Genomic DNA, 24,064 nt, shown 5'->3' with positions numbered 1-24,064 from the left:
GGGCAGCGGACTGGAGCATTCCGGTCCGTGGCCCGCCCCCGTGCCCGCCGGGAGAACGAGGAGTGTGCGTCATGGTGTCCGCGGCCGACCGCGTCAAGAATCCGGCCCGTAACAGCGTCTGGCTGGAGGAGAAGACATCGCGCACCCGCAAGGCCGACCAGCCGGCCGGTCTCGACCGGGACCGGATCACCGCGGTGTCGGTGCGGCTGCTCGACGCGGAGGGGCTCGCGAAGTTCTCCATGCGCCGGCTGGCCGCCGAGCTGAACGTCACCGCGATGTCCGTCTACTGGTACGTCGACACCAAGGACGACCTGCTGGAACTCGCCCTCGACTCGGTCTTCAGCGAGATCACGCCGCCGGCGGAGACGGACGACTGGCGGGACCGCCTGCGCGGACTCGCGACCAGCTACCGGGAGTTGCTGGTCCGGCACGTGTGGGTGTCGCCGCTGATCGGTACGTTCCTGAACATCGGGCCGCACTCGCTGGCGTTCTCCCGGGCCGTACAGAACGTGATGCGCGCGACCGGGCTGCCACCACACGGGCAGATGGGCGGCCTGGCCGCGGTGTTCCAGTTCGTGTACGGCTTCGGGACCATCGAGGGTCACTTCGTGCAGCGCTGCGCGTCGGCGGACATGAGCCAGGACGAGTACTTCACCGAGGCGATGGGCGCGATCAGTACGGCGCCGGAACTCCGGGAGACCTTCGAGAACGCGAAGGATCTGATGGACGCGCGGGGCGGGGACACGGTGGCGGAGATGCGCGAGCGGGACTTCGATTTCGCCCTGGAGACGCTGATCGCCGGCATTGAGGCCATGGCGTCCCGCTGAGTGATCGGCGCATCGCCACGAATGCTTCGTCGCAGCACAGAAGCGGATAGAGTCTGTTCGTCCTTTGCTCGCAGTCGGGAATGTGCTGCGGAGCTCTCCTGCGCATGGCCGCACGCTCAGCCATGCTCGCCGAAGAGGTTCGTGGTGACTGCGTCCGACATTCCGGAGATTTCGTACGATTCTGCCCATTTGGGGTCGACTGGCTCGCTCGCCGAGTCGTTGGCCGCTGCCGCGATCGCCCTGCACGAAGCCGATGGGCGCGCGGAGACGGCGAGGATCGCGGTACGGCTGGCCACGGACATCGTGCCCGACGCCGACCACGCGGGCATTTCCGTCGTCGAACGTGCGGGACGCGTCCGTACCGTCGCCTGCACAGACGAGGTCGTACGGACCGTGGACGCCGCCACCAGCTGCGGAGCCGGCTGCGCCATGCGCCGGCCGGAACTGTGGACCACCCCTGTCGTGCGTATCGCGGACATCGCCGAATGCGACGGCCACGGGGCTGTACTCACCGGGAGCGGCCTGCGCTCGGTCCTGTTTCTGCGGCTCCGCGGCCACCAGCGAAGATTCAGCGTGCTGACGCTCTACTCGCGCAAGCCGCGCGCCTTCGACGACGAATCCGTACGCACCGGTCGACTGTTCTCCGCGCATCTCGGTATCGCCCTGGAGAGCGTGGAAGTACAGGAACAGCTCGCCGAGGCCATGCACACCCGAGACGTGATCGGACAGGCCACCGGCATTCTCATGGGGCGAATGAACATCGACGCGGCGCAGGCCTTCGACCGTCTGGTAAGCGCCTCTCAGAAAGGCAATGTGAAGCTCCGCGACATTGCGTCACGCATCGTCGAAGTCAGGGCCACCGAATAGCACCGAGCGTGACCGGAGCAATTGCGGGAAGATGGAATGCATGACGGATACGGCGCGGAGTTCGCACGGCACAAGCAGCAGCGGGGTCGACGGATTCGACTTGGCGTCGATCCAGGACGCCGTCGCCGAGTGGCGGGGCCTCCATGCCTTCCTCCAGGACGTCACGGAGCGCGCGGTACGGGCGATGGACGGCGCGGACGCGTGCAGCATCACCATGCGCCGCAACGGCCGCCTGGTCACGGCCGCCGCCGAAAGCGGCGGTGCGCTCCAGCTGGACCTGCTCCAGTACGACGCCGAGGCCGGGCCCTGCGTGTGCAGCATGGAGAACGGTGAGGAGAACTACGTACCCGACATGCTCCTGGAGCGGCGCTGGGCCCCGTACCCGGCCGCGGCGGCGGCGCATGGCGCACGGTCCGTCCTGGCCACGCCGCTGGCGCTGAACTCCCACTCCCTCGGCGCCCTCAACCTCTACTCCGGGAAGCCCGACGCCTTCGCGACCCAGCTGGAAATGGCGCGGCGGCTCTCCGCCCAGGCGGCGGGAGCGGTCGCCGTCGCCGAACGGATCGAGCAGGAGGCGGAGACCGTGCGCGACCTGCGGACCGCGATGCTCTCGCGCTCGGTCATCGACCAGGCGATCGGCATAGTCATCGCCAGTAGACGCTGCACCGCGAACGAGGCGATGGACATCCTGCGCCGCGCCTCCCAGGCCCGGAACGTCAAGCTGCGCGACCTCTGCCACGACATGGTGGCCGGGGCGGGCGGCGGCCCGCCCCCGCCCGGCTCCTTCACCAGCCGAGGCCAGGAGGACCCCCCTCCCGGCCGGCTCGCCCCTCTCTAGGCCTGCGGCAGCCGATCCCCCTGCACCGCCTGTACGTCGAGCTCCACCCGCAGCGTCGCGCCGATCGCCGAGATCCCGGCCTGGACGACCTGGTTGTAGTTCATGGCGAAGTCGTCCCGGCGCAGTTCCGCAGTCGCCCGGAAGGCAGCCCGTACGCCGCCCCACGGATCCGGGCCCGTGCCCAGGTAGCTGAGGTCCAGGTCGACCGGGCGGGCGATGCCGTGGAGCGACAGCTCGCCGTGCACCGTCCACCGGTCGGGCCCGGCCGGCGTCAGGCCCGTGCTGCTGTACGTGATCTCGGGGTAGCGCTCCACGTCCAGGAAGTCGGGCGACTTGAGGTGCGTGTCCCGCATTCCGTTGCCCGTGTCGATGCTCGCCGCACCGATCACCGCCTCCACGCGCGACTTCTCCAGGTCTTCGGCGATCTCGATGTGCCCGCCGAATTCGAGGAACCGGCCGTGCACGCTGGAGAGGCCCAGGTGCTGGGCGACCGCGGCCACCGACGAGTGCGCGGGGTCCAGGGCCCAGGTGCCGGGCGGCGGCAGCTCCACGCCGCCCTGGCGGGCCAGTACGACCGTTCCCGCCTCCGCCCACCCGCTCGCCGTGACGAACGCCGTGGACGCGGCGGGGGCGTAACCGGCCGCCGTCACGATCACCGTGTAAGGACCGGCGGGCAAGGGGGCATCGGTCCTTACCGAGCCCTCCTCGTCCGCCGCCGCCCGGATCACCTGCGTGCCGGTCATGTCGGTCACGGTCACCACCGCGTGCTGCACGGCCCAGCCGTCGCGGGTCCGTACCTGTGCGCGAAGTCCCATCCCGTTTTCTCTCCTTGCGAACGAATGACGAGGGCCCCGGGCCGGGGCCGACAGGCGTCCCCTGCCTGTCGGCCCCGCCACCGGGGCCCGTTCCACACCGGCCGCGAGACACGAGTGGCGCGCCTCCGCTCGGGACGCGCCCCCGCGACGCGGCCGGGGGCTCTGGATTACTCGCCCGGGTGGGCGAGCTCGATGTCGTGGCCGTCGACGCCGCGGCCCACGACCGTGAGCGCTCCGGCCACCGGCGGGTAGCCGGTCGCGACGACCGTGTACTCGCCCGAGTCGAGGTCGGCGAAGGCGTACGCCCCGTCGTCCCCGGTGGTGGAGGTGGCGACCACGTTCCCGGCCGCGTCCATCAGCGTCACCCGGGCGTCGGCCAGCGGACGCCGGTCGGCGCCGCCGCGTACCGTGCCCTGGACCAGCGCACCGGACCGCAGCGCGACCTCGACGCGGGTGACGCCCTGGCCGCCGATCTCCACCGGCAGCGCCGTCGGGCGGAAGCCGGCCGCGTTCACCGCGACGGTCACCGTGCCGGGGATCAGCTCGTCGAAGACGAACTCGCCCTGTGCGGCGGACTTGCCCGTCGCCAGCACATCGCCGCGTACGTCGGTCACGACGACCATCGCGTCCTCGACCGGCAGGCCGCCGTCGGCGGCGCGCACGGTGCCGGTGAGTCCGCTCGTACCGGACAGGAGGATGTCGTACGCGACGGGCTCGTCACCCACGACCACCGTGGAGGCCTGCGGCTGGAAGCCGTCGGCGGAGGCGATCAGGACGTACGAACCGGCTGCCGGGGCGTCCAGTGCGTAACGGCCGTCCTGGGCGACCGCGCGGCCGAGCTGCCGCCCGGCGAGCGAGATGAGCGTGACCGCGGCGTGCGGGACGGCCGTTCCCTCGGCGGTACGGACCGTGCCGTGCAGGGTCTTGCCGGTGACGAGGGGGGCCGCGACGGCCTCGGTGGGGGCTGCCGCCTCGGCGGGCACCGGCTCGGTCTCCGCCGTCCGGACCGCGTCGTCGTTGGACGACTTCAAGGCGACCTCCTTCACGAACAGCACCAGGACCAGACCGACCAGCGCGATGGGCGCGGCGTACAGAAAGAGGTCGGCGACCCCGTCTCCGTACGCGCTCTCCATGACGGTCCTGATCGGCGCGGGCAGCGCGTCCATGTCCGGGATGGTGTTCCCGCCGCCCGCGGCGGACGGCTTGATGTGGAGCGCGGCGAGGCCGTCCTCGACGTAGTGGGTGATGCGGCTGGAGAGCACCGCGCCGAGCGCCGAGACGCCGACCGCGCCACCCAGGGAGCGGGTGAAGGTCACCAGCGAGCTGGCCGCGCCGAGTTCGTGCGGCTCGACCTGGTTCTGGGAGGCCAGCACCAGGTTCTGCATCATCATGCCGAGGCCGAGGCCGAGGACCGCCATGTAGACGGCGACCTGCCAGTACTCGGTGTCGTACGTGATGGTGCTGAGCAGGCCGAGGCCCGCGACGAGTCCGACACCGCCGCCGACCAGGAAGCCCTTCCAGCGGCCGGTCTTGGTGATGATCTGGCCGGACACGGTCGAGGAGATGAAGAGGCCGGCGATCATCGGGATCGTCATGACGCCGGACATCGTCGGCGACTTGTCCCGGGCGAGCTGGAAGTACTGGCTCAGGAAGACCGTCGAGCCGAACATCGCCACACCGACGAAGAGGCTCGCGAACGACGTGAGCGCGATCGTGCGGTTACGGAAGAAGCGCAGCGGGATCAGGGGCTCCGCGGCCTTCGTCTCGACGAGGATGAAGATCAGGCCGAGCACGATGGAGCCGCCGACCATGGCGTACGTCTGCCACGAGATCCAGTCGTAGTTGTCGCCCGCCAGGGTCACCCAGATCATCAGCAGCGAGACGGACGCGGCCAGGAAGAACGCGCCGAGCCAGTCGATCCTCACCTTGCGGCGCACGACCGGGAGCTTGAGGGTCTTCTGGAGGAGGACCAGGGCGATGGCCGCGAACGGCACACCGACGTAGAAGCACCAGCGCCAGCCCAGCCAGTCGGTGTCGGTGATGACACCGCCGAGCAGCGGACCGCCGACCGTGGCGACGGCGAACGTCGCGCCGATGTAGCCGGCGTACCTGCCCCGCTCACGCGGCGGGATCATCGCGGCGATCACGATCTGCGAGAGCGCGACCAGACCGCCGGTGCCGACGCCCTGGAGCACGCGGAAGGCGATGAGCGTTCCGGTGTTCTGCGAGACACCGGCGAGCGCCGAGCCGATCACGAAGATGACCAGGGCTATCTGGACCAGCAGCTTCTTGCTGAAGAGGTCCGCCAGCTTGCCCCACAGGGGCGTGGTCACGGTCATGGACAGCAGGGCGGCGGTGACGACCCAGGTGTACGCGCTCTGGGTGCCGTCGAGGTCCCTGATGATCTCGGGGAGGGCGTTGGACACGATCGTCGACGACAGCATCGCGACGAACATGCCGAGCAGAAGACCGGTGAGGGCCTCCATGATCTGCCGGTGAGTCATCGGCGCGCCGTCGGAGGAGTGGTGGTGGGACCCCTGCTTGGCGTGGCCGCCCCGCACACCGGCCGGTGTGGTCGTAGCCATTGAATTCCTTTGCTTACGCGGGCGTTGCGGGTGTTACGGGCATTGCTGGTGCTGCGGTGTCGTGCTCGAAGTGGTGCGGGGCCCTGGCCCGGCAGTCACCGCTGTGCTGACCCGGGGGGCGACCCCCGGACCCCCGGCAGTCAAAACTGCTGCGCAGGCGGGCCAGCATGGTGTTGAGCTGTCCGACCTCGTCGTCGGACCAGTCGTCGAGGGCGCCGGCGAGCGTCTGGACGTAGCGCTCGGAGAGTTCCTCCAGAAGCGCCTTGCCCGCCGGGTTGAGCCGCAGGATGCGGGAGCGCTTGTCGCACGGGTCGGGGGCCCGGTCGATCCAGCCGCGCTCCGCCACATGCGCCACGTGCCGGCTGGTCACCGACATGTCGACCGCGAGGAGCTCGGCGAGCCGGCTCATCCGCATCTCGCCGTGGCGGTCGAGGAGGGTGAGCACGGCGGCCGATCCGGCCGGGCAGTGCGCGGGCAGGACGCGTGCGAGATCGCGCTTCACGGCACCGATGGCACTGAGCTGCCGGGCCAGTTCCGCGAACTGACTCTGTGCGGCCATGGGCACCTCCGAACATCTTGTTGCTTAGGGCAACCATAGAAGTAGTTGGTTGCTTCAGGCAAACTAAATCGGGCCTGCCGGAGTAAAGGAACCCAAAAGGCTCCGTGCATGGCGGGTCAAGGGCGTCCGCGCGGCCGGTAAAGCCGCAGATCACGCCCGTCGGAGGGTCCGGGGTGTGCTGAGGGGGCCTACTTCGCTAGGGTCGTGGCCCATGGCACACAACCCCCACGCTCCGCAGGGTCCCGAGGGTCAGCACGACCCGGCGGGCAGCACCCAGATGTTCCGCGCCTTCGTGGACGACGGCGAACCGCAGCGGCAGCAGCCGGCCGCGGCCGCCGCGTCCGGCGGCCCCAAGACCGGCGTGATCGTCGGCGTCGTAGCCGTCGTCGTGATCCTCGCGGCGGTCGCCTGGCTCGCGTTCGGCTGATCCGTTCCGCTGATCCGTTCGGTTGATCCGTTCCGCGGATCACTTCCAGTCGGCGGTGACCTCCTGGGTCTCGACTCGCATACCCAGGGGCACCCGCCAGGCGTCCACACACACGGTGTACGTCTTCCTCACGGCCGCGCCCGCGGCGATCGGCCCGGGCAGCGGCTGGGTCGACCACCTGGTGTCCCAGTCCACGCCGAGCGCGCCGATGATGTGCGTTCCGAAGGTCACGGTGCCCGAACGGACCGCTGACTGCCCGGTGTTGCGGAACGGCACGGTCACCTGCTCGCACCAGCGCTTGTCGCCGGGCGCGAGCAGCGGGTCGCCGAGCTTGAGTACGGCGGGCCCGGCGGGCGGCGCAGGGGGCGGCGCGTGGGAGGCGCCCCCGGAGCCGGTCCCCGGCCCCGGCCCGTTCCCCGGCGCCCCCGGCGCTCCGGTCACCGGCGGCTTCGTCGACGTACCACCGCCACTGCCGCCTTCGCTGCCGCCACCACCTCCACTGCCGTCTTCGTTGCCGCCGGGCGCGCCGGGCGGCTTTGCGTGGGCCGTCTTGCCGGAGCGCGACCCGCCGCCCTTGGCCGGCGGCCCCTCCGTCGCGGGGCCGCTGCCACCACCACCGTCGGGCGCGCGCGTACCACCCGCGTCCCCGCCGCCACCGTCGGCGGAGGGCGGCCCGTCACCAGAGCCACCACGGCCACCGCGCCCGGCACCAGGCGTACTGTCCCCGTCGAGCGGCACCAGCTCGACCTTGCCCTCCGGTGGTACGGCCCGTCCCGGCGCCCGCTCCGGCCCCGGACCCGCCGCGCCGACCGCCGCATAGCCGTCGTCGCCGCCGCTCCCGCCACCGCACGCGGCCAGCACCCCGCCCAGACACAGCACAACCGCCGCGGCGCCCGTAGCGGCACCTCGGCGGCCGTGTGTCAGCACATGACGTCGCATCGCGCCAGTTTGTCTGACGCACCGTCAATTAGGAACCGGTCTGCACCATCAAGAACCCGCGCCCGGGGCTCAGTCCGCGATGAGCCCTTCCCGTAGCTGTGACAGCGTGCGCGTCAGCAGCCGCGAAACGTGCATCTGCGAGATGCCGACCTCTTCGCCGATCTGGGACTGGGTCATGTTCGCGAAGAACCGCAGCATGATGATCTGGCGTTCGCGCGGCGGCAGTTTGGCCAGCAGCGGCTTCAGCGACTCGCGGTACTCGACGCCTTCCAGCGCCATGTCCTCGTACCCGAGCCGGTCCGCCAGCGAGCCCTCGCCGCCGTCGTCCTCCGGGGAGGGCGAGTCCAGTGAGCTCGCGGTGTAGGCGTTGCCCACCGCGAGGCCGTCGACGACATCCTCCTCCGACACCCCCAGTACGGCGGCGAGTTCGGGGACGGTCGGCGACCGGTCGAGCTTCTGCGCGAGGTCGTCGCTCGCCTTCGTCAGCGCGAGCCGCAGCTCCTGGAGGCGGCGCGGGACCCGTACCGACCAACTGGTATCGCGGAAGAAGCGCTTGATCTCACCGACGACCGTCGGCATCGCGAACGTCGGGAATTCCACGCCCCGTTCGCAGTCGAACCGGTCGATCGCTTTGATCAGGCCGATGGTGCCGACCTGGACGATGTCCTCCATCGGCTCGTTGCGGCTGCGGAACCGGGCCGCGGCGTAACGCACCAGGGGGAGGTTGAGTTCGATGAGCGTGTCCCGTACGTACGTACGGTCCGGGCTGTCTTTCTCAAGGGCGGCAAGCCGCAGGAAGAGCGAGCGGGACAGAGTGCGGGTGTCGATGGCTTCCGGCTGCGACACCAGCGGCGGCGGAGGAGCCGTCACCTGGTCGAGCACGGCGGGCACTTCCTTCGTGAGCACCTTCGAGCTGCCCTGTTCTGCGGACATGCCAGCCCCCTTTCGGTCGACTGCGGTCGCTGACGGTAGCGGCGGGCGCTCCCGTCGGAGGAAGCAGCCTCCACCTGAATACCGGCGGCGGAGCTGCGGCAAACGCGGTTCCAGCAGAATGTCACATGTCGGCAACACGCTGTAGCGCCAAGTCGACAAATCTGCGCAGGAAAAGGGGGGTGTGCGGCTTTTCGGCCATGGGCGGGTACTACCCGATCCGGTTACGCCTCGATTCGATTTGCGGATCGAAGGCGGGCGAAGCTCCTCGCCAGCAGTCTTGACACATGCATCTGCGAGACGCCCAGTTCGGCACTGATCTGGGACTGTGTCAGATTGTTGTAATACCTGAGCAGCAGGATCCGTTGCTCACGTTCGGGCAGTTGTACGAGCAGATGCCGTACGAGGTCGCGGTGCTCGACACCGGCCAGCGCCGGGTCCTCGTACCCGAGCCGGTCGAGCAGCCCCGGCAGCCCGTCACCCTCCTGGGCGGCCTCCAGCGAGGTCGCGTGGTACGAGCGCCCCGCCTCGATGCAGGCCAGTACCTCGTCCTCGGAGATGCGCAGGCGCTCGGCGATCTCGGCGGTCGTGGGGGAGCGCCCGTGGGCCGTCGTGAGGTCCTCGGTGGCCCCGCTGACCTGGACCCACAGCTCGTGGAGCCGGCGCGGCACGTGCACGGTCCTGACGTTGTCGCGGAAGTACCGCTTGATCTCGCCCACGACGGTCGGCATCGCGAAGGTCGGGAACTGCACGCCGCGGTCCGGGTCGAACCGGTCGATCGCGTTGATCAGCCCGATCGTGCCGACCTGTACGACGTCCTCCATCGGCTCGTTGCGGCTGCGGAACCGGGCCGCGGCGTACCGCACCAGCGGGAGGTTCGCCTCGATGAGCGCGCCGCGCACGCGGTTGTGCTCGGGCGTGCCCGGTTCCAGCCCCTTCAGCTCCGCGAACAGCACCTGCGTGAGGGCCCTGGTGTCCGCGCCACGGCTCTTGCGGGTGCCGCCTGCCGGGGGATCGGAGGCGGTCTCGGGAGGGAGCGGTTGAAGCTGCTGGGGCGGAGCTTGAGGCGCTGTACTGGCCGGCACGGTCACGCCACCCCTTTTCTCGGTCAACCACGATCAACTCATCCGTCAAAAGCGGTCATAGCATCACAAGACATGTGCACTGTGTGCAAGCACCGTATAACTCCGTGTTGACGGCAAGTTGGGTCTTAAACATGCAAAAACCCCGCACCGGACCGGTGCGGGGCCTGCTGGCGCGGGGGCTCAGAACTCGTAGTCGGCGATCACCCACGTGGCGAATTCACGCCACTGTCCGGCGGCCGCCTGGTGGGCCGGGTGCTCGATGTACCGCTTCAGCGCGTCGCGGTCCTGGACCGCCGAGTTGATGGCGAAGTCGTACGCGATGGGCCGGTCGGTGATGTTCCAGGCGCATTCCCAGAACTCCAGCTCGGGAACGACCCCGCCGAGCTCTTCGAAGGCCTTCGCGCCGGCGCGCACGCGCGGCTCGTCCCGCTCGACACCCTCGTTGAGCTTGAAGAGGACCAGATGGCGGATCAAGGGGCACTCCTACTGAATCAGCTGGGTCATGAACTCACCGACGCCGTGGGCGGCACTGGACACGCCTTCGAACCCAATCTGGACGAAATCGGTCGCCCGCTTGGGAGAAGTGATGATCGTGTACAGGGCGAAGACGGCGACCACGTAAACAGCGATCTTCTTCGTTTGCACCATCTGTGCGGCCTCCCCTGCCGGTCCCGTGAGTCGCGTGAGTCTAACCGCACAACGCGAAAGCCCCGACTCGGGGAGCCGGGGCTTTCGTTCTGAGCGGTAGCGGTGGGATTTGAACCCACGGAGGAGTTGCCCCCTCACACGCTTTCGAGGCGTGCTCCTTAGGCCGCTCGGACACGCTACCGAGAGAGAGCTTAGCCCACGCCGGGCCGTGCTCCGAAATCGGTTCCTCAGCGGCCCCTTCAGCGGCCTCCGCGTCGGTCTCTTCAGAGGTCTCTGCGGCGGTCTTCAGCGGTCCCTGAAGAAGGCCGTCAGCAGATCCGAGCACTCCCTTTCGAGTACGCCCTGGATGACTTCGGGCCGGTGGTTCAGCCTCCGGTCCCGTACGACGTCCCAGAGCGAACCGGCGGCGCCCGCCTTCTCGTCGAGCGCCCCGTAGACCACCCGCTCCACCCGGGACTGCACGATCGCTCCCGCGCACATCGTGCACGGTTCCAGGGTGACGACCAGTGTGCAGCCCGTCAGCCGCCACTCGCCGAGCTCGCGCGCCGCCCTGCGGACGGCCAGCACCTCGGCGTGCGCCGTCGGATCACCCGTCGCCTCCCGCTCGTTGTGACCCGCCGCGAGCAGCGAGCCGTCGGGAGCGAGCAGGACGGCGCCGACCGGCACATCGCCGGCCTCCGCCGCCCGCGCCGCCTCGTCCAGGGCAAGGCGCATGGGCGCCCGCCACCGGTCCCGTACCGGATCGGGCTCCGACTCCGGTCGTTGTTCGTCTGTCACTGCCGGGCTCACTACTGGACGGTCTCCAGTACGTCGGCCGCGCCCAGCGCGTCGGCGATCTCCACGAGTGCGTCCGTGCCGAGCGCCAGCAGTTCCTTCTCGGCGAGGCCGAGGTCCGCGAGGATCCCCGTCTCCCCGAGCGGACCAGCCGGTACGACGCTGCCGTCGTCCGCCCTGATCTCCTCCTCGTCGTTGTCGTCCATGTCGTCGGGGCCCTCGTCCGGTTCCCCGTCCTCGGTGCCGTCGAGGTCGACGAGCTCCTCCAGGACGTCCGGGTCCTCGGGCTCCCGGCCGAGCAGTTCGTCGGTGAGCAGGATCTCCCCGTACGAGGAACGAGCGGCCGCGGCCGCGTCGGAGACATAGATACGAGGGTCCTCCTCGCCGTCCACCCGGACGAGGCCGAACCATGCGTCTTCCTGCTCGATGAAGACGATCACCGTGTCGTCGTCGACCGTGGCCTCGCGGGCCAGATCGGTCAGGTCGGACAAGGTTTCCACGTCGTCGAGCTCCGTGTCGCTCGCTTTCCACCCGTCTTCGGTGCGCGCGAGCAGTGCGGCGAAGTACACCGTGACTCTCCCACTGGTCTTGAGAAGTGCCGGTTGGAGTTCCTCCCGGCCGGAGGGTGTCGCTGAGGTTGGGGAGAAACCGTTTCGCAGCTCCGAGCCCCGCCCACTCGGAATCGTGGCAGAAGAAAGCGTTCCGCGAGAGGTCTTCCGCTCTTGCGTCGTGTACCAGTCCTGCGAGAAAGCCCCTACCAGCGGAAGGTGCGCATCCGCATCTGCTGCCGCATCCGGGCCGCCCGGGCCCGGCGCGGCTGTACCCGCTCGCGCAGTGCCTTCGCCTCGTTCAGCTCGCGCAGGAACTGGGCGCGCCGCCGCCTGCGGTCGGCCTCCCCCATGGTTTCCTGCTGTTCCTGGTCCTGTTCTCGGTCCTGTTCCGGCTCCTGGTCCTCGTCCGGCATCGGCCACACCACCCCAAGCCCGCGTCTGTCCCCCACCCCACCTTCCCTCCGGCCTGCGTGTTGATGCCAGCGCGAGCGGCCTGTAATGCCCGGTTACTGTTGACGGCATGCGGATCCACGTCGTCGACCACCCGTTGGTGGCGCACAAACTCACCACGCTGCGCGACAAGCGCACCGACTCCCCGACCTTCCGGCGCCTCGCCGACGAGCTGGTCACCCTGCTCGCGTACGAGGCCACCCGGGACGTGCGCACCGAACAGGTCGACATCCAGACCCCGGTGACGGCGACGACGGGCGTGAAGCTGTCCCACCCCCGCCCCCTCGTCGTACCGATCCTGCGGGCCGGTCTCGGGATGCTCGACGGCATGGTGCGGCTGCTGCCGACCGCCGAGGTGGGCTTCCTCGGCATGATCCGCAACGAGGAGACGCTCCAGGCGGAGACGTACGCCACCCGGATGCCGGAGGACCTCTCCGGCCGCCAGGTGTACGTCCTGGACCCGATGCTGGCCACCGGTGGCACGCTGGTGGCGGCGATCCGTGAGCTGATCAAGCGCGGCGCGGACGATGTCACCGCGGTCGTGCTGCTCGCGGCGCCCGAGGGCGTCGAGGTCATGGAGCGGGAGCTGGCCGGCACGCCGGTCACCGTCGTCACCGCCTCGGTCGACGAGCGGCTCAACGAGCACGGCTACATCGTGCCGGGGCTCGGCGACGCGGGCGACCGGATGTACGGCACCGCGGGCTAGTCAACAGACCGGCCGTACGCACCGTTCTCAGCACTTCACGGAGGGCGCGGGCGCGGGCCTGGCCAGCGCGGCCAGGGCCTTGTCCGCGTCCTTCTTCGTGGTCAGGGACTTGAAGCCGTTGCCCAGGATCAGGTCCACGTCGGTGCCCTTGCGGCCGTCGGCCTTCTGCACGGCGCCCTTGAGCTGCGTGCCGAGGACGGGCAGTACGCCGGAGACCGCCTTGGGCGCGCCCAGCAGTATCCCGGTGCCCTTGACCTTCTTGTCGTACAACGGCGGCGCGTTGCCGACCTTGCCGATCGTGAAGCCGCGCTTCTTCAGCTCGTCGGCCGTCTCCTTGGCGAGACCGCCGCGCTTGGTCGCGTTGTAGACGTTGACCTTGATCTTGGCCGGCTTGGGCAGGGCGGCGTTGCGTACGGGTGCGGAAGGCGTGGCGGCCTTCGGGCAGCCCTGTCCGCGTCCGGCGGCCGTGGTCTTCTTCCCGCCGCCGAAGACCTCGATGAGCTGCAGCGTCCCCCAGCCGGCCATTCCGAGGGCCATGAGGGAGGCCACCACCGCGAGGATGGTCCTGCGCCGGTTCCGGGGGCGTCGCATGCGCGGGAACTTGTCGCCCGTAATGCGGTATTTTCCGCCCATGCCGGGGGGTGTCAGCATGCTCATGGGCGCAGCGTAGTGCGCCTTGGTGGCGATGCCTACTAAATGATCAATGACTTGGCGTCAGGCAACCCGTAAGGCTCAACACGGCGGCCGTTCGGGCGACTGTGCGGGTGTCGGGCGGCCCGGCGCCGACCCTCACATGCTGTCGAGTTCGAGGACGCGCGCGTGCAGCACCTGGCGCTGCTGGAGCGCGGCGCGGACCGCGCGGTGCAGTCCGTCCTCCAGGTACAGGTCGCCCTGCCACTTCACGACGTGGGCGAAGAGGTCGCCGTAGAACGTCGAGTCCTCGGCCAGCAGTGTCTCGAGATCCAGCTGGCCCTTTGTGGTGACGAGCTGATCGAGGCGGACCGGGCGCGGCGCGACATCCGCCCACTGCCGGGTGCTTTCCCGGCCGTGGTCGGGATACGGCCGGCCGTTTCCGATGCGCTTGAAGATCACACGGAAAGCCTACCGGGCAAGCGGCTCCCGGCGCAGCCATGAGGGCGGTGTGCAAAGGTCGCGTTCAGCGCCAGAACGGGAGCAAATCATGAGCGGAACCACCTGCTCCGGCGATGTGGGCGGCTCCGGGGGCCCCACAGCGGTGATTGCGGCGGGGCGCCGCCGTGCGCGTCGGGCCGGGCAGGCATTCCCCCATTCGGAGTACAGCCTCCCCGAGGGTTTACTTCGCCGGCGCCCGCTTCTTCGCCGCCGCCTTCGCCTGCTGCTTGAACGCCCGGACCTTCGCCAGTGACTCCGGGCCCGTGATGTCCGCCGCCGAGCGGTACGAGCCCTCGTCGCCGTACGCGCCCGCCGCCTGCCGCCAGCCCTCCGGGCGTACGCCGAGCTGCTTGCCCAGCAGGGCCAGGAAGATCTGCGACTTCTGCTTCCCGAAGCCCGGCAGCGCGTTCAGGCGGGCCAGCAGTTCCTTGCCGGTGGCGACGTCGCGCCAGATCGCGGTCACGTCGCCGTCGTACTCGTCGACCAGGTACTGGCAGAGCTGCTGCACCCGCTTGGCCATCGACCCCGGGTAGCGGTGCACGGCGGGCTTGGCCGACAGCAGGCCGGCGAAGGCCTCGGGGTCGTACGCGGCGATCTCGTGCGCGTCGAGGTCGTCGCCGCCCAGCCGCTGGGCGATCGTGTACGGACCCGCGAACGCCCACTCCATGGGGATCTGCTGGTCGAGCAGCATGCCGATCAGGTCGGCGAGCGGGCTGCGGCCGAGCAGTTCGTCGGCCTCCGGTTGCTGGGCGAGGCGGATATCGGGGCTCATCCTCCGATGATCACGCACGCGCGCCGGCTTCGCACACCTCACCGCCCGCCATCTCCAGCCGCGTCCCGGCGAAACCGGCCCGCGTCCGCCGGTCGTGCGTCACGATCACCAGCGCGCCCGCATAGCCGGCCAGGGCCGCCTCCAGCTCCTCGACCAGGGCCGGCGCGAGGTGGTTCGTCGGCTCGTCGAGCAGCAGCAGGTCCACGGGGCGGGTGACCAGGCGCGCCAGTTCGAGCTTGCGGCGGCCGCCGGTGGACAGGGTGCGTACGGGCTTCGTCAGGTCGGCCGCGCGGAACAGGCCCAGCGCGAGCAGTTCGTCGGCGCGCTCCGGCGCCCCGAAGGCCTCCAGGACCGTACGGCCGTCGTCGAGAGCGTCCGCGAGGGAGGCGTCCTGGCGCAGGAAGCCGGTGCGCGGCGGCCGGGTGACCGTACCGCTGTCGGGGGCCAGGTCACCCGCCAGGACCTGGAGCAGGGTGGACTTGCCGGCGCCGTTGGGTCCGGTGACGAGCACGCGCTCGCCGGGTGCGATGCGCAGGGAGCCGGCGCGCAGGCGTCCCGCCACGCGTACGTCGTCCAGCTCCGCCCCTGCCACCGCCTCGGCCTCGATACGGGCCGTGAACCGCAGGGGGCGCGGGGGCGGCGGCACCGGACGCTCGATCAGCCGGTGCAGCTGCTCGCGCGCGCTGCGGATGCGGCTCATCGCACCGTGCGCGCGCGACCTGGCGCGGAAGGCGCCGGCGCCGCTGAAGGCGGCCGGGGCCTTGCGGGGGATGGCGGCGAGCAGCACGGTGTTCGACTCGGCGAGGGCGGAACGCCTGGCGACGTCGGCGCGCCACTGCTCGTACTCCCTGGTCCAGCGGGCGCGGGCGGCGGCCTTGGCGGTGAGGAAGCCGCTGTAGCCGTTGCCGTAGCGGCGTACCGTCCGCTGGTCCTGGTCCACCTCCAGCACGGTGGTCGTGACCCGGTCGAGGAACATCCGGTCGTGGGTGACCGCGACGACCGTGCCACGGTGGGCGCGCAGGTGCTCCTCCAGCCAGCCGACGGCCTCGTCGTCGAGGTCGTTGGTGGGCTCGTCGAGCAGCAGCACCTCCGGCGCGGCGGCCAGCGTCGCGGCGAGCGCGAGCCGGGAGCGCTGCCCGCCGGAGAGTGTGCCGAGGGGGCGGGCACGGTCGACGGTGGCGCGCTCGCCGAGCCTGCGCAGGGTGATGTCGACGCGGCGGTCGGCGTCGTGGCCGCCGCGCGCCTCGAACTCGGCGACGAGGGCGGCGTATGCCGAGAGCCCGTCCGGACCCGCGTGACCGAGAGCCGCTTCGGCCTGCCTCATGCGCCGCTCCAGCGCCCGCAGTCCGGCGAGGGCGCGGTCGACGGCGTCCGCGACCAGGGCGGTGGGCGGCAGGTCCAGGGTCTGGGCGAGGTGGCCGACGCCGCCGGGGGCGGTGACGGTGACGGTGCCGTTGTCGGGTTGCCGGGTGCCGGCGAGGAGGCGCAGCAGGGTGGATTTGCCGGAGCCGTTGTCGCCGACGACGCCGGCTTTCTCGCCGGGCCGGACGGTGAGGGAGACGCGGTCTAGGACGACGTGGTCGTCGTAGCGCACGGTGACGTCGGACAGGACGAGCTGGGTGCCGGATCGGAGCAAGAGCAGCCTTCTTCAGGTCAGGGATGAGACGAGACGTTGCGTCTCTCAAGGAGAATAAGTGCTGCCCTGCCTCTACGCAAGACGTTCCGTCTCGCCATCCCGCCGGCCCAAGCCCGTGGGCGTGCGAGCCGGACCCGGCCAATGATCGGGAGGTGAGGAAGGCATCCAGGCCACCGACCCGGAAGGACGCGCCCCATGTCCGATGCGCCACCCCCGCCGCCCGACGGCCCGCGCTGGGGGCCGCGGCCCCCGGATGGCGGCCTGCCCCCGCCCGGGTGGGCCGGCTACCCGCCGCCTCCGAAGAGACGCCGGATCTGGCCCTGGGTCCTCCTCGGCCTGGTGCTGCTCTTCGCGGGCGGCTGCATCGCCGTCATCGCCACGATCGCCACCGTGGTCGACGACGAGTCGACGCGGACCGTGAAGGTGAAGTACGCCGTCACCGGCGACGCGAGGGACGTCACCATCGCGTACACGACCTGGCGGGACGGGAACGCCTCGTCGCACACCGTGTCCGACGCCCGGCTCCCGTGGCGCGAGGAGGTCGAGACCACCGGCCTGGTGAAGGGCGGCTCGCTCGTCGTCACCACCGGGGCCTCCGGCGGCACCGCCACCTGCTCCGTGACGGTGGACGACAACGAGCCGCAGACCGCCACGGCCACCGGCAGGTTCGCCACCGCGACGTGTGACGACTTCTGACTCCGGGGGCCGGTCGGCTGTCCGCCGCGCGCGGCCCCCGGAAGCGTCGTGCGCCGCATGATTGTCGTACCCCCGTGGAACGATTGCCCAAGTCGGCTGTAAACAGGGCAGTTCGAGGGTGGGGACATGGTCTCGTACGACGAGCGCGACGCATGTGACGCGTGCGGTGTCCCGCGCGGCAGGTGGCGGGCGGTTCTGGGGATGACGCTGTGCGGCCCGTGCGAACGGACCGGGGGCAGCCGTCCCGGCCGTGAACCGGTGCTGCTCGCGGAGGTACTTGCCACCACGGCCGTCGAGCTGACACTCGCGGCACGCACCTCGGCGGCCGTACCCGATCCGCGCACCGCCAGAACCACGGCGTGCAAACAGTGCGGCGCCCCGGCCACCTGGCACCGCACCGTGCGGGGCCGCTGGATCCTGATCGAGCCGGGCGACCGGCCGCTCGGCGCCGTCCCCGCGGGCAAGCGCTGGCGCATCGCGGGCGACGGTACGGCGGTCAACCTGGGCTCGTCGTCCCCGTCCGACACCTGCCGCATCAGCCACTTCGACCTCTGCCCGGCCCGCTCGGCCACGGCCGGGGGACCGGGGCTTCCCAGATATGAGATATATTCTCAGATGTGAAATCCCTCGACGACCGCCTGGCAGGCAGGCTCTCCGAACTCCGCGTGGAGCGCGGCTGGTCGCTGGACGAGCTGGCGCGGCGTACGGGCGTCAGCCGGTCGACCCTGTCGCGGCTGGAACGCGCCGAGATCAGCCCGACGGCGGCGCTGCTGGGCAGCCTGTGCGCGGCGTACGGGCGGACGATGTCGCGACTGCTCGCCGAGGTGGAAGCCGAGCCGCCGCAACTGGTCCGTGCCGAGCGTCAGTCGGTGTGGCGCGACGAGGAGTCGGGCTTCACCCGGCGGTCGGTGTCCCCGCCGCACCCCGGGCTGCGGGGCGAGATCGTCGAGGGCGTCCTGCGGCCGGGCGCGGACATCTCGTACGAAGGACCGCCCGTGCCGGGCATCGAACAGCACATCTGGGTACTGGACGGCGCCCTGGAGGTCATCGCGGGCGGTGGCGTCCACGAGATCCGCGCCGGGGACTGCCTGCGCTTCCGGCTCTGGGGCGCTTCACGGTTCCACTGCCCGGGCCCCGGTCCGGTCCGTTACGCCGTCATGGTCGTCCTGCCATGAGCGCCGTCACGCACGCCATATCCCGCCTGTCCGCCGACGAGTTCCGCGACAGCGTGAAGGACCTGGCCGACCTCCTCGCGGACACGGTCGACGGCAACGCGTCCGTCGGCTTCCTCGCCCCCTTCGGCCCTGACGCGGCCGCCGCCTGGTGGAGCGCTCAGCAGCCGGCGGTGGACGACGGCAGCCTCGCCGTCTGGCTCGCCCGCGGTCCCAGGGGTATCGCCGGCACCTTCAGCCTCGCCCGGAGTCCCAAGCCCAACAGCCGGCACCGCGCCGAGCTGGTCAAGCTGATGGTCCACCGCGACGCGCGAGGCCAGGGCCTGGGCCGCACACTCCTGGCCACCGCCGAAGAGGCGGCAGCCCGCGCCGGAACCACACTCCTGCTCCTGGACACCGAGACCGGCAGCCCCGCCGATCACCTCTACCGCGCCGCCGGCTGGACGCGCTACGGCATCGTCCCCGACTACGCGGGCGACCCGTCCGGCACCCTCAAGGACTGCAGCTTCTACTTCAAGCGCCTCACACCGTCCTGAGCCGCCGACCACCCCGACGGGCGCCCCGAGGGGGCGCCGGCCACCGACGGGGCATCAGATCCAGCCGCGGTCGCGGGCCAGGAGCGCAACCGACATCCGCGACCTGCTGGGGTTCACCGCGGACCCCGGCGCGCAGCTCACCGACGTGGAGCGGAAGATCCTGGCCACCATGTACCAGGTCGACAAGGACGAATCGGGAGCACGGGAGGTCGGCCTGTCCGTGCGTACCTACCGCAAGTACATCGCCGACCTCATGCACCGTCTCGGCGCCGCCAACCGTTTCCAGACGTCAGCCCAGCTCAGCCCAGCTCACATCACTCAGCCGAGCCACCTCGGCTCAGCCCAGCTCAGGTCAGAGTGACGGCCGTGACAGCCGCGATCGTCGCGGTGGTAGCGGCCTGCACCGCCTTCACGGCGTCGCGCACCACGGGAACCGACCACTGCCCCTGAGCCAGCTCGGTCAGGCGCCGGTCGAGCGCCTTGCCCTGCGCGTCGGGGAAGGCCAGCTGCTGGAGCCCGGCGCCGTGCAGCAGCCCGAGGAGCGCCGCCGTCCGCTCGTCCGGCTCGGCGCCCTCGTGGACGACCGAGGCCAGCGTGTCCCGCAACTCGCGTTCCACACTCCCGTCGGCCTCCGGGTAGCGGCGGGTCGGGAAGATGCCCCAGACCCGCTTCTTCTCCTCACGCACCAGCCCCCGCTCCAGCAGCCGCTCACGCGCCGCGTTCACGGCGTCCTTCTGCAGCAGCTCCACCCAGTCGCGGGCCTTGCGCGGCTTGTCACGGCCCGCGAGGGCACCGAGCACCGGGTCCAAGGCCGGCTCACCGACCGGAGCCGGATCCAACACCACGACCTTGCCGTCGCCCGTCACGGCAACGCGCCCCAGCAGCGCCAACTCCACCAACGCGGCCCCCGTCACAGCCAGACCCGTCCTCATCGCCTCCTGGCCGACACCCGTGTCGTCCTCGAGCGAAAGAAGCATGACCTGTTCCCCGAGCGTGCAGTCCATTCCCTGTCCCATTCCCCGAACCCCGTCCCTACCAGCGCAACCTGCGCCGCCCCCCATCATGAACGCCCCGAACCCCCTGAACGCCCCACTCGCCAGAGATCACACGCGTTCCAGCGCCGCACAACGAAGAAGGCCCCGACCGGTGAACCGATCGGGGCCTTCATCTGCCCTGGCGGGCGAGTGCGGAGGATACGAGATCCGAACTCGTGAGGGGTTGTCCCAACACGTCTTCCATGTGTTCGTCCGGGCACTCAGCGCCGGTCGTAATGGGTCCTGACCTGCGTCAGCTTGCTTGACGGAGGGTGTGCCGGACAGCGCTGGACGGGGGTGAATGCGACCAGAACTGAGACCGGGGGGCATCGGGTCACACCTTCTTGACGACGATGGTGTCGGGTACCAGTTTCTCCAGGTCATCCACATCCGAGGTGAAGACCGTGACTTGACCTTTCTGCTGTCGCGCAGTGACCGCGAGCACCGCGTCGATCGCGTACTTGTGGCCGTGCAACTTGGCGTCAGCCAGGAGCCGGCGGGCCTGGCGGGCCTCGTCCTTGCTGACATCGGCGACTTGGAGCCGGGAGAGTACCCAGTCCCAGCGTTGCTCGGTGGTTCTGCCGTCGTATGCCTCGACCAGCGTCATCGGGGACGTCACCACCTCGGCTTCACCTCTGGCCGCGAGCTCGAGCCAGGCGATCATCTTCCGGTCGCCGCGTACGGCCAGGGACAGGGCTTCGCAGTCGAGTACGAAGATGCGCAAGGGGCGTTGACCGTGCTGACCGGTCCGCTTCTTCACGCGGCCTCTCCGGCCTTGCGCTTTCGGGCTGCCTGTCGGCGTTCGTGCTCGGCGTCGAGATCCTCAAGCCCTTCGAGCGCTGTGGCCCGTTCGCCTTCGGTGACCGGCCCGTGTTCTTCCTGCAGCCACTCGACCAGCTCCAGCAGCCGGTCCCGGTCGCGCTTGAAGCGCAGCGCCTCGGCAACGTACGCCGAGAGTCCCCGCTCTGCCGCGTCCGTGCGGATCTCATCAAGTAGATCTTCGGGGATCGTTACCGTCACTTTCTTAGTCGCCATACTGGAGACCATACTCCTGGTATTGGGCCCCTTACCACCTTTTGTGGACCGCCCAGGGGCGCGGCACGGGCAAGGCGCTGTTGCCGCCGCCCTCACCGAGGCGTATGCACAGGCTGTGGACCGTGCGAGGGTCTCTGCCGAGACGGGCATTGAGTGGATCGCTACCGAAGGCCATGGGCCACAGCGAGGTGGGGCTTTGCGGCCAGGGAGCGCTTCGAGCTTGCTCTCAGGCCACAGCTCCACGACCGGTGCGGCTCCGCTGTCGTTGTGCTGCTCCACCCATCTCACAGCGTCCGCAGAGAAACGCCCGCTCGTCGCAAAGATCAGGATCCTGACGGCTGGCGGCTCCCACAGCTTCACCGCTGCCACCGTCGCCGAAACCGCTGGTAGGTTCACGGGCTTCCGCAGCCAGTGCTTCGCTTGGACGATGACTCGTTCGCTGCGGGTGCCACCGGTGCTGTCATGGAATACGCGATCCATCGACAAGTCACGTCCGCGGTCCGCGGCCCGCGTATGAGAGAGCAACTGCACGTTCCGGTGCTCAGGAAAGCTGCGAAGCAGGTCGAACAGCAACCGTTCAAATCCGTCGTCGTCCAGTCGGTCCCAAGCCAACCGGAGAGTCAAGTGACTCAGGTGCTCAGCCGATGTATCTGCGCTTCTAGCCGTTGGAGGGGGCGTGGCGACGGGGGCGCTGGCACTGGGCGGAGGTGCGGAGGGAATCACTTGAGCCTCTGGCGGTGCGGCATGTGCCTGCTGCCGCCGAGGCTGCCAAACGGATGCCGTAGTGGCGTCCTTGTGAGTGGGGGGGCCGCCGGGCTGGTCCGCGAGGGCGATGTGCGCGGTATCGCCTGATGCGCAACCGAAGCCACGCGGGAACCACCCCGAAAAGGACCGTGAAGGTGATGACGGCCAGGAGGGTGTCCAGCCGCCTGGGTAGTGATGTCGGCTCGGTGCTCGTCCCAATGGCGAAAGCCGTCACGCAGGCCATGCCCACCGTCGTCCAGAACGCCCAGTCGCGGTACAGCGGCTTGTCGTACCGCAGTAGCGCCGAGTTGAGGCGCTTGTCCGGGGGCGGTGAGGTCCCGGCGTCCCTGTCCGTACACCTATGGTGCCTACGCAAGATGTGCTACATCTAGCGATTCAGGCGATTCGCGCATGCGGCGACCCTTTGATTGTGATGCAGTGCGGACAGTCACCGGATCGTGAGCGGGCGAGGGGCGTGCTGCCGAGGGCGACGGTCGGCTCAACCCATGCAACTGCAGCCACAAGACAACGAGAGCCCCGACCGGATTCCGGTCGGGGCTCTCGTTCGCCCTGGCGGGCGAGTGCGGAGGATACGAGATTCGAACTCGTGAGGGGTTGCCCCCAACACGCTTTCCAACTCTGCATGGTTCAGTTCAGAGTCGTTCGACCTCGTTCACACCCGCTGTCTTGCTACCGATCAACAACCCACTGTACGGCCCTGAACCTGTGCGGATGAGACTGCCGTTGAGACTGTGAGCGCCTCCGCAACGACTTCTGACCATGGCGTTGCCAAGTCGGTTTTCAAGAGGGTGCTGACAAGAAGGACGCCCCTTGCTGTGACCTGCAAGGACGAGGTTCCCACCGACCCCAAACCAATCTGCGGTCCACACCTGGTCCACTGCGGGACAGCTCGCACCCGGCCGGCGGAGGCATCTAAGGGGGTGACGCCTGGCTTGCTGCTGAAAGCCCATTGGCTGCTGCCCCGTGCGCAGGGCTGGAGGCCTTCCATGACGGAAAGTTTCGCTTTGCCGTATCGGAAACACGCCGCTAGTCTTTCCATCATGGAAAATAACGGGGACGCCATCCGCCCGACCGCACAACAGGCCCGCACCGCACTGGCCGACACCGAGCAAGTCCGGGCATCCGCTGCCGCCTTGTCCGCCACCCCCTGGCCCCGCTGGTTCGCCACCACGCTCACGCTGTACATCGCTGCCATACCACCGGTCTACGGGGGCACGCTGGCAAGTCCCCGGTGGCTGCTTCCCAACCTCGCCTGGGGCGTCATCATGCTGGTGATGACCGCGGCATACATGGTGCTGTTCGGGGTCGCGGGCGTGAACTGGCGCAAGAAGACTGGCGTGGCGCTGCGCCTGGATGTGCTGCCCAAGCGCGCCACCGTGCCGCTCGCGATCGGGCTGCCCGCGCTGCTGGTGGGCTCGGCTTTCGCCTTTCGGGCCAGCCGGGAGCCGCTGTGGCTGTTCGCCGCCTCCGCCGTCGGCGCCGCGGTGTCGATTGCCTTCCACCTCGTCTTCGTGCGCATGCACCGGAAAGCCTCGTGAACAGCGCTGCCACCGACCCCATGGACGGCTTCGACGCCACCATCCACGCGCCCAACCGGCTGCGTATCTGCGCGTTGCTCGACACGGCCGGCGAGGCCGAGTTCGCCCTGCTCCAGCGGCGGCTCGACGTCTCCGCCTCCGTGCTGAGCAAGCACGTCACCGTGTTGATGGAGGCCGGCTACGTCGAGCAGCGCAAGGCCGTGCGCGACACCCGCCAACGCGTCTGGCTACGCCTGACCCGGCGCGGGCGCGAGACATACCAGGCACACCTCGCCGCCCTGCGCGCCATCGTCGGGCCATAGCGCCGCCCACATGGCTTGTTCGCCGAAAGCGCGGACTTGGTTGGGGCGTCTGCGTTATTTGTACCTCCGAGGACTCCTTCAGGGCACCGCTGTTTTCAAGGCCGGTCCACGTACTGGCCTGAGCATGGGGCGTGACCGGCGGGTTCCCGGCCTCCGTGGGTCAAATCCTGGTCCACGCCTGGTCTACGCGCACTGGTCAACGGCGTGACAGAGGCGGGTCAAGGGGAGACAGGCCAAACAGAGAAGGGGTGCTTCTCATCGAGAGGCACCCCTTCGGCCAGCGCATACGCTGACCTGCGCGGGGGTGTGGGATTTGAACCCACGGCGACGTCGCTGCCACGACGGTTTTCAAGGGTTGCGTCCAGGGAAGTGGTGTACGGGTTCGACCTGATCCGGGGGTTTGCTCCGGCATCGGGATGGTGCCCGCATAGACGAACGGCCACCGG

30 protein-coding genes, 1 tRNA gene and 1 pseudogene are annotated in these 24,064 nt (G+C 69.7%); 12 read left to right on the top strand and 20 right to left on the bottom strand.

All coding sequences use genetic code 11. From position 1 onward, the window contains the following. Positions 1-71: 71 nt before the first annotated feature. From J7E91_RS14670 to J7E91_RS14660, 3 genes are all read left to right on the top strand, one after another. The gene (locus J7E91_RS14670; protein ID WP_214903577.1) at positions 72-827 is read left to right on the top strand and encodes a TetR/AcrR family transcriptional regulator; all 756 of its coding nucleotides are present in this window, start codon (positions 72-74) and stop codon (positions 825-827) included. Positions 828-1,016: 189 nt separating this feature from the next. Next, entirely contained in the window at positions 1,017-1,694 is a 678-nt protein-coding gene (locus tag J7E91_RS14665) for a GAF and ANTAR domain-containing protein (protein WP_251015671.1), read from the top strand. Between the two features lie 40 nt (positions 1,695-1,734). Next, entirely contained in the window at positions 1,735-2,532 is a 798-nt protein-coding gene (locus tag J7E91_RS14660) for a GAF and ANTAR domain-containing protein (protein WP_214903574.1), read from the top strand. Here J7E91_RS14660 and J7E91_RS14655 read toward each other — a convergent pair. From J7E91_RS14655 to J7E91_RS14645, 3 genes are all read right to left on the bottom strand, one after another. Beyond that, on the bottom strand, positions 2,529-3,347 hold the full coding sequence (locus J7E91_RS14655; RefSeq protein ID WP_214903571.1) for a YceI family protein: 819 nt from the start codon (positions 3,345-3,347) through the stop codon (positions 2,529-2,531). The two genes, J7E91_RS14660 and J7E91_RS14655, sit on opposite strands and share 4 nt — an antisense overlap. Positions 3,348-3,514: 167 nt before the next feature. Further along, positions 3,515-5,932 (bottom strand): MFS transporter, encoded by a 2,418-nt coding sequence (locus J7E91_RS14650; RefSeq protein ID WP_214903569.1) that lies wholly within the window; start codon positions 5,930-5,932, stop codon positions 3,515-3,517. Positions 5,933-5,945: 13 nt separating this feature from the next. Continuing rightward, a complete protein-coding gene (locus J7E91_RS14645; protein ID WP_214903567.1) occupies positions 5,946-6,491 on the bottom strand; it encodes a MarR family winged helix-turn-helix transcriptional regulator in 546 nt (181 codons plus the stop codon). Between the two features lie 211 nt (positions 6,492-6,702). Here J7E91_RS14645 and J7E91_RS14640 point away from each other — a divergent pair, with 211 nt between their 5' ends. Continuing rightward, entirely contained in the window at positions 6,703-6,918 is a 216-nt protein-coding gene (locus J7E91_RS14640; protein ID WP_028815057.1) for a hypothetical protein, read from the top strand. Positions 6,919-6,957: 39 nt separating this feature from the next. Here J7E91_RS14640 and J7E91_RS14635 read toward each other — a convergent pair whose 3' ends face one another. The 9 genes from J7E91_RS14635 to J7E91_RS14595 all read right to left on the bottom strand — a co-directional run bounded on the left by J7E91_RS14635 (position 6,958) and on the right by J7E91_RS14595 (position 12,258). Further along, on the bottom strand, positions 6,958-7,857 hold the full coding sequence (locus J7E91_RS14635; protein ID WP_214903565.1) for a hypothetical protein: 900 nt from the start codon (positions 7,855-7,857) through the stop codon (positions 6,958-6,960). Positions 7,858-7,926: 69 nt separating this feature from the next. Further along, positions 7,927-8,790, bottom strand: coding sequence for an RNA polymerase sigma factor SigF (locus tag J7E91_RS14630; protein ID WP_028815055.1), 864 nt, complete (start codon positions 8,788-8,790; stop codon positions 7,927-7,929). A gap of 221 nt (positions 8,791-9,011) precedes the next feature. Then, positions 9,012-9,872, bottom strand: a complete 861-nt coding sequence (locus J7E91_RS14625) for an RNA polymerase sigma factor SigF (protein ID WP_214903562.1) — start codon at positions 9,870-9,872, stop codon at positions 9,012-9,014. 180 nt (positions 9,873-10,052) lie between these two features. After that, positions 10,053-10,346, bottom strand: coding sequence for a Dabb family protein (locus J7E91_RS14620; protein WP_214903559.1), 294 nt, complete (start codon positions 10,344-10,346; stop codon positions 10,053-10,055). A gap of 9 nt (positions 10,347-10,355) precedes the next feature. Next, positions 10,356-10,520, bottom strand: coding sequence for a hypothetical protein (locus tag J7E91_RS14615; protein WP_214903556.1), 165 nt, complete (start codon positions 10,518-10,520; stop codon positions 10,356-10,358). Between the two features lie 94 nt (positions 10,521-10,614). After that, positions 10,615-10,701 (bottom strand) — tRNA-Ser (locus tag J7E91_RS14610). A 104-nt stretch (positions 10,702-10,805) separates the two neighbouring features. Next, entirely contained in the window at positions 10,806-11,234 is a 429-nt protein-coding gene (tadA, locus tag J7E91_RS14605) for a tRNA adenosine(34) deaminase TadA (protein ID WP_214903553.1), read from the bottom strand. 74 nt (positions 11,235-11,308) lie between these two features. Beyond that, the gene (locus J7E91_RS14600) at positions 11,309-11,863 is read right to left on the bottom strand and encodes a hypothetical protein (RefSeq protein ID WP_214903550.1); all 555 of its coding nucleotides are present in this window, start codon (positions 11,861-11,863) and stop codon (positions 11,309-11,311) included. Positions 11,864-12,048: 185 nt separating this feature from the next. Continuing rightward, complete coding sequence (locus tag J7E91_RS14595; protein ID WP_214903547.1) at positions 12,049-12,258, bottom strand: hypothetical protein; 210 nt, start codon at positions 12,256-12,258, stop codon at positions 12,049-12,051. Positions 12,259-12,365: 107 nt separating this feature from the next. Between J7E91_RS14595 and upp the strand changes: the two genes are divergently transcribed. Further along, entirely contained in the window at positions 12,366-13,001 is a 636-nt protein-coding gene (gene upp, locus J7E91_RS14590; protein ID WP_028815049.1) for a uracil phosphoribosyltransferase, read from the top strand. 27 nt (positions 13,002-13,028) lie between these two features. On the opposite strand, the gene J7E91_RS14585 is transcribed toward upp, so the two are convergent. The 4 genes from J7E91_RS14585 to abc-f all read right to left on the bottom strand — a co-directional run bounded on the left by J7E91_RS14585 (position 13,029) and on the right by abc-f (position 16,540). Continuing rightward, positions 13,029-13,658 carry a LytR C-terminal domain-containing protein gene (locus J7E91_RS14585; RefSeq protein WP_214903544.1) on the bottom strand — a complete coding sequence of 210 codons (630 nt, stop codon included), beginning with the start codon at positions 13,656-13,658 and terminating at the stop codon, positions 13,029-13,031. A gap of 132 nt (positions 13,659-13,790) precedes the next feature. After that, positions 13,791-14,093 carry a type II toxin-antitoxin system VapB family antitoxin gene (locus tag J7E91_RS14580; RefSeq protein ID WP_138895407.1) on the bottom strand — a complete coding sequence of 101 codons (303 nt, stop codon included), beginning with the start codon at positions 14,091-14,093 and terminating at the stop codon, positions 13,791-13,793. A 220-nt stretch (positions 14,094-14,313) separates the two neighbouring features. Beyond that, complete coding sequence (locus tag J7E91_RS14575; protein WP_214903541.1) at positions 14,314-14,904, bottom strand: HhH-GPD-type base excision DNA repair protein; 591 nt, start codon at positions 14,902-14,904, stop codon at positions 14,314-14,316. A 10-nt stretch (positions 14,905-14,914) separates the two neighbouring features. Beyond that, the gene (gene abc-f / locus J7E91_RS14570; RefSeq protein WP_374224705.1) at positions 14,915-16,540 is read right to left on the bottom strand and encodes a ribosomal protection-like ABC-F family protein; all 1,626 of its coding nucleotides are present in this window, start codon (positions 16,538-16,540) and stop codon (positions 14,915-14,917) included. A gap of 195 nt (positions 16,541-16,735) precedes the next feature. Between abc-f and J7E91_RS14565 the strand changes: the two genes are divergently transcribed. From J7E91_RS14565 to J7E91_RS14545, 5 genes are all read left to right on the top strand, one after another. After that, on the top strand, positions 16,736-17,236 hold the full coding sequence (locus J7E91_RS14565; protein WP_214903538.1) for an MmpS family transport accessory protein: 501 nt from the start codon (positions 16,736-16,738) through the stop codon (positions 17,234-17,236). A 126-nt stretch (positions 17,237-17,362) separates the two neighbouring features. Then, the gene (locus J7E91_RS14560) at positions 17,363-17,857 is read left to right on the top strand and encodes a DUF6083 domain-containing protein (protein ID WP_214903535.1); all 495 of its coding nucleotides are present in this window, start codon (positions 17,363-17,365) and stop codon (positions 17,855-17,857) included. Next, the gene (locus J7E91_RS14555; protein WP_308376539.1) at positions 17,854-18,411 is read left to right on the top strand and encodes an XRE family transcriptional regulator; all 558 of its coding nucleotides are present in this window, start codon (positions 17,854-17,856) and stop codon (positions 18,409-18,411) included. The genes J7E91_RS14560 and J7E91_RS14555 overlap by 4 nt, the downstream gene beginning before the upstream one ends. Beyond that, the gene (locus tag J7E91_RS14550) at positions 18,408-18,944 is read left to right on the top strand and encodes a GNAT family N-acetyltransferase (RefSeq protein WP_214903532.1); all 537 of its coding nucleotides are present in this window, start codon (positions 18,408-18,410) and stop codon (positions 18,942-18,944) included. Before J7E91_RS14555 ends, J7E91_RS14550 begins: the two co-directional genes overlap by 4 nt. Positions 18,945-19,089: 145 nt before the next feature. Beyond that, the gene (locus J7E91_RS14545) at positions 19,090-19,305 is read left to right on the top strand and encodes a hypothetical protein (protein WP_214903529.1); all 216 of its coding nucleotides are present in this window, start codon (positions 19,090-19,092) and stop codon (positions 19,303-19,305) included. On the opposite strand, the gene J7E91_RS14540 is transcribed toward J7E91_RS14545, so the two are convergent. From J7E91_RS14540 to J7E91_RS37320, 4 genes and pseudogenes are all read right to left on the bottom strand, one after another. After that, positions 19,292-19,948: a GPP34 family phosphoprotein gene (locus J7E91_RS14540; RefSeq protein WP_214903927.1), complete on the bottom strand. Its 657-nt coding sequence runs from the start codon at positions 19,946-19,948 to the stop codon at positions 19,292-19,294. The two genes, J7E91_RS14545 and J7E91_RS14540, sit on opposite strands and share 14 nt — an antisense overlap. A 364-nt stretch (positions 19,949-20,312) precedes the next feature. Next, a complete protein-coding gene (locus J7E91_RS14535) occupies positions 20,313-20,738 on the bottom strand; it encodes a PIN domain-containing protein (protein WP_214903526.1) in 426 nt (141 codons plus the stop codon). Further along, positions 20,735-21,013, bottom strand: coding sequence for a CopG family transcriptional regulator (locus J7E91_RS35950; protein WP_251015668.1), 279 nt, complete (start codon positions 21,011-21,013; stop codon positions 20,735-20,737). The genes J7E91_RS14535 and J7E91_RS35950 overlap by 4 nt, the downstream gene beginning before the upstream one ends. 225 nt (positions 21,014-21,238) lie before the next feature. After that, positions 21,239-21,736 (bottom strand): annotated as a pseudogene (locus tag J7E91_RS37320) (restriction endonuclease); the annotation flags it as partial. Positions 21,737-22,764: 1,028 nt separating this feature from the next. On the opposite strand from J7E91_RS37320, the gene J7E91_RS14525 reads away from it, so the two are divergent. Both J7E91_RS14525 and J7E91_RS14520 read left to right on the top strand, forming a co-directional pair. Continuing rightward, positions 22,765-23,316 (top strand): hypothetical protein, encoded by a 552-nt coding sequence (locus J7E91_RS14525; RefSeq protein WP_251015667.1) that lies wholly within the window; start codon positions 22,765-22,767, stop codon positions 23,314-23,316. Further along, positions 23,313-23,618 (top strand): transcriptional regulator, encoded by a 306-nt coding sequence (locus tag J7E91_RS14520; protein ID WP_308376536.1) that lies wholly within the window; start codon positions 23,313-23,315, stop codon positions 23,616-23,618. Before J7E91_RS14525 ends, J7E91_RS14520 begins: the two co-directional genes overlap by 4 nt. Positions 23,619-24,064 lie beyond the last annotated feature (446 nt).

Source organism: Streptomyces sp. ISL-99 (assembly GCF_018614005.1).
Classification (GTDB): Bacteria; Actinomycetota; Actinomycetes; order Streptomycetales; family Streptomycetaceae; genus Streptomyces; species Streptomyces flavidovirens.
The sequence above is the reverse complement of the archived record's forward strand: the minus strand, read 5'-3'. Positions and strand labels throughout refer to the sequence as shown.

Bases quoted from the DNA above. Each gene is read 5' to 3' on its own strand.
- J7E91_RS14670 (WP_214903577.1), top strand. From the start codon at position 72: ATGGTGTCCGCGGCCGACCGCGTCAAGAATCCGGCCCGTAACAGCGTC.
- J7E91_RS14660 (WP_214903574.1), top strand. From the start codon at position 1,735: ATGACGGATACGGCGCGGAGTTCGCACGGCACAAGCAGCAGCGGGGTC.
- J7E91_RS14655 (WP_214903571.1), bottom strand. From the start codon at position 3,347: ATGGGACTTCGCGCACAGGTACGGACCCGCGACGGCTGGGCCGTGCAG.
- J7E91_RS14650 (WP_214903569.1), bottom strand. From the start codon at position 5,932: ATGGCTACGACCACACCGGCCGGTGTGCGGGGCGGCCACGCCAAGCAG.
- J7E91_RS14645 (WP_214903567.1), bottom strand. From the start codon at position 6,491: ATGGCCGCACAGAGTCAGTTCGCGGAACTGGCCCGGCAGCTCAGTGCC.
- J7E91_RS14640 (WP_028815057.1), top strand. From the start codon at position 6,703: ATGGCACACAACCCCCACGCTCCGCAGGGTCCCGAGGGTCAGCACGAC.
- J7E91_RS14635 (WP_214903565.1), bottom strand. From the start codon at position 7,857: ATGCGACGTCATGTGCTGACACACGGCCGCCGAGGTGCCGCTACGGGC.
- J7E91_RS14630 (WP_028815055.1), bottom strand. From the start codon at position 8,790: ATGTCCGCAGAACAGGGCAGCTCGAAGGTGCTCACGAAGGAAGTGCCC.
- J7E91_RS14615 (WP_214903556.1), bottom strand. From the start codon at position 10,520: ATGGTGCAAACGAAGAAGATCGCTGTTTACGTGGTCGCCGTCTTCGCC.
- tadA (WP_214903553.1), bottom strand. From the start codon at position 11,234: ATGCGCCTTGCCCTGGACGAGGCGGCGCGGGCGGCGGAGGCCGGCGAT.
- J7E91_RS14595 (WP_214903547.1), bottom strand. From the start codon at position 12,258: ATGCCGGACGAGGACCAGGAGCCGGAACAGGACCGAGAACAGGACCAG.
- upp (WP_028815049.1), top strand. From the start codon at position 12,366: ATGCGGATCCACGTCGTCGACCACCCGTTGGTGGCGCACAAACTCACC.
- J7E91_RS14585 (WP_214903544.1), bottom strand. From the start codon at position 13,658: ATGAGCATGCTGACACCCCCCGGCATGGGCGGAAAATACCGCATTACG.
- J7E91_RS14575 (WP_214903541.1), bottom strand. From the start codon at position 14,904: ATGAGCCCCGATATCCGCCTCGCCCAGCAACCGGAGGCCGACGAACTG.
- J7E91_RS14565 (WP_214903538.1), top strand. From the start codon at position 16,736: ATGTCCGATGCGCCACCCCCGCCGCCCGACGGCCCGCGCTGGGGGCCG.
- J7E91_RS14560 (WP_214903535.1), top strand. From the start codon at position 17,363: ATGGTCTCGTACGACGAGCGCGACGCATGTGACGCGTGCGGTGTCCCG.
- J7E91_RS14550 (WP_214903532.1), top strand. From the start codon at position 18,408: ATGAGCGCCGTCACGCACGCCATATCCCGCCTGTCCGCCGACGAGTTC.
- J7E91_RS14540 (WP_214903927.1), bottom strand. From the start codon at position 19,948: ATGGACTGCACGCTCGGGGAACAGGTCATGCTTCTTTCGCTCGAGGAC.
- J7E91_RS35950 (WP_251015668.1), bottom strand. From the start codon at position 21,013: ATGGCGACTAAGAAAGTGACGGTAACGATCCCCGAAGATCTACTTGAT.
- J7E91_RS14525 (WP_251015667.1), top strand. From the start codon at position 22,765: ATGACGGAAAGTTTCGCTTTGCCGTATCGGAAACACGCCGCTAGTCTT.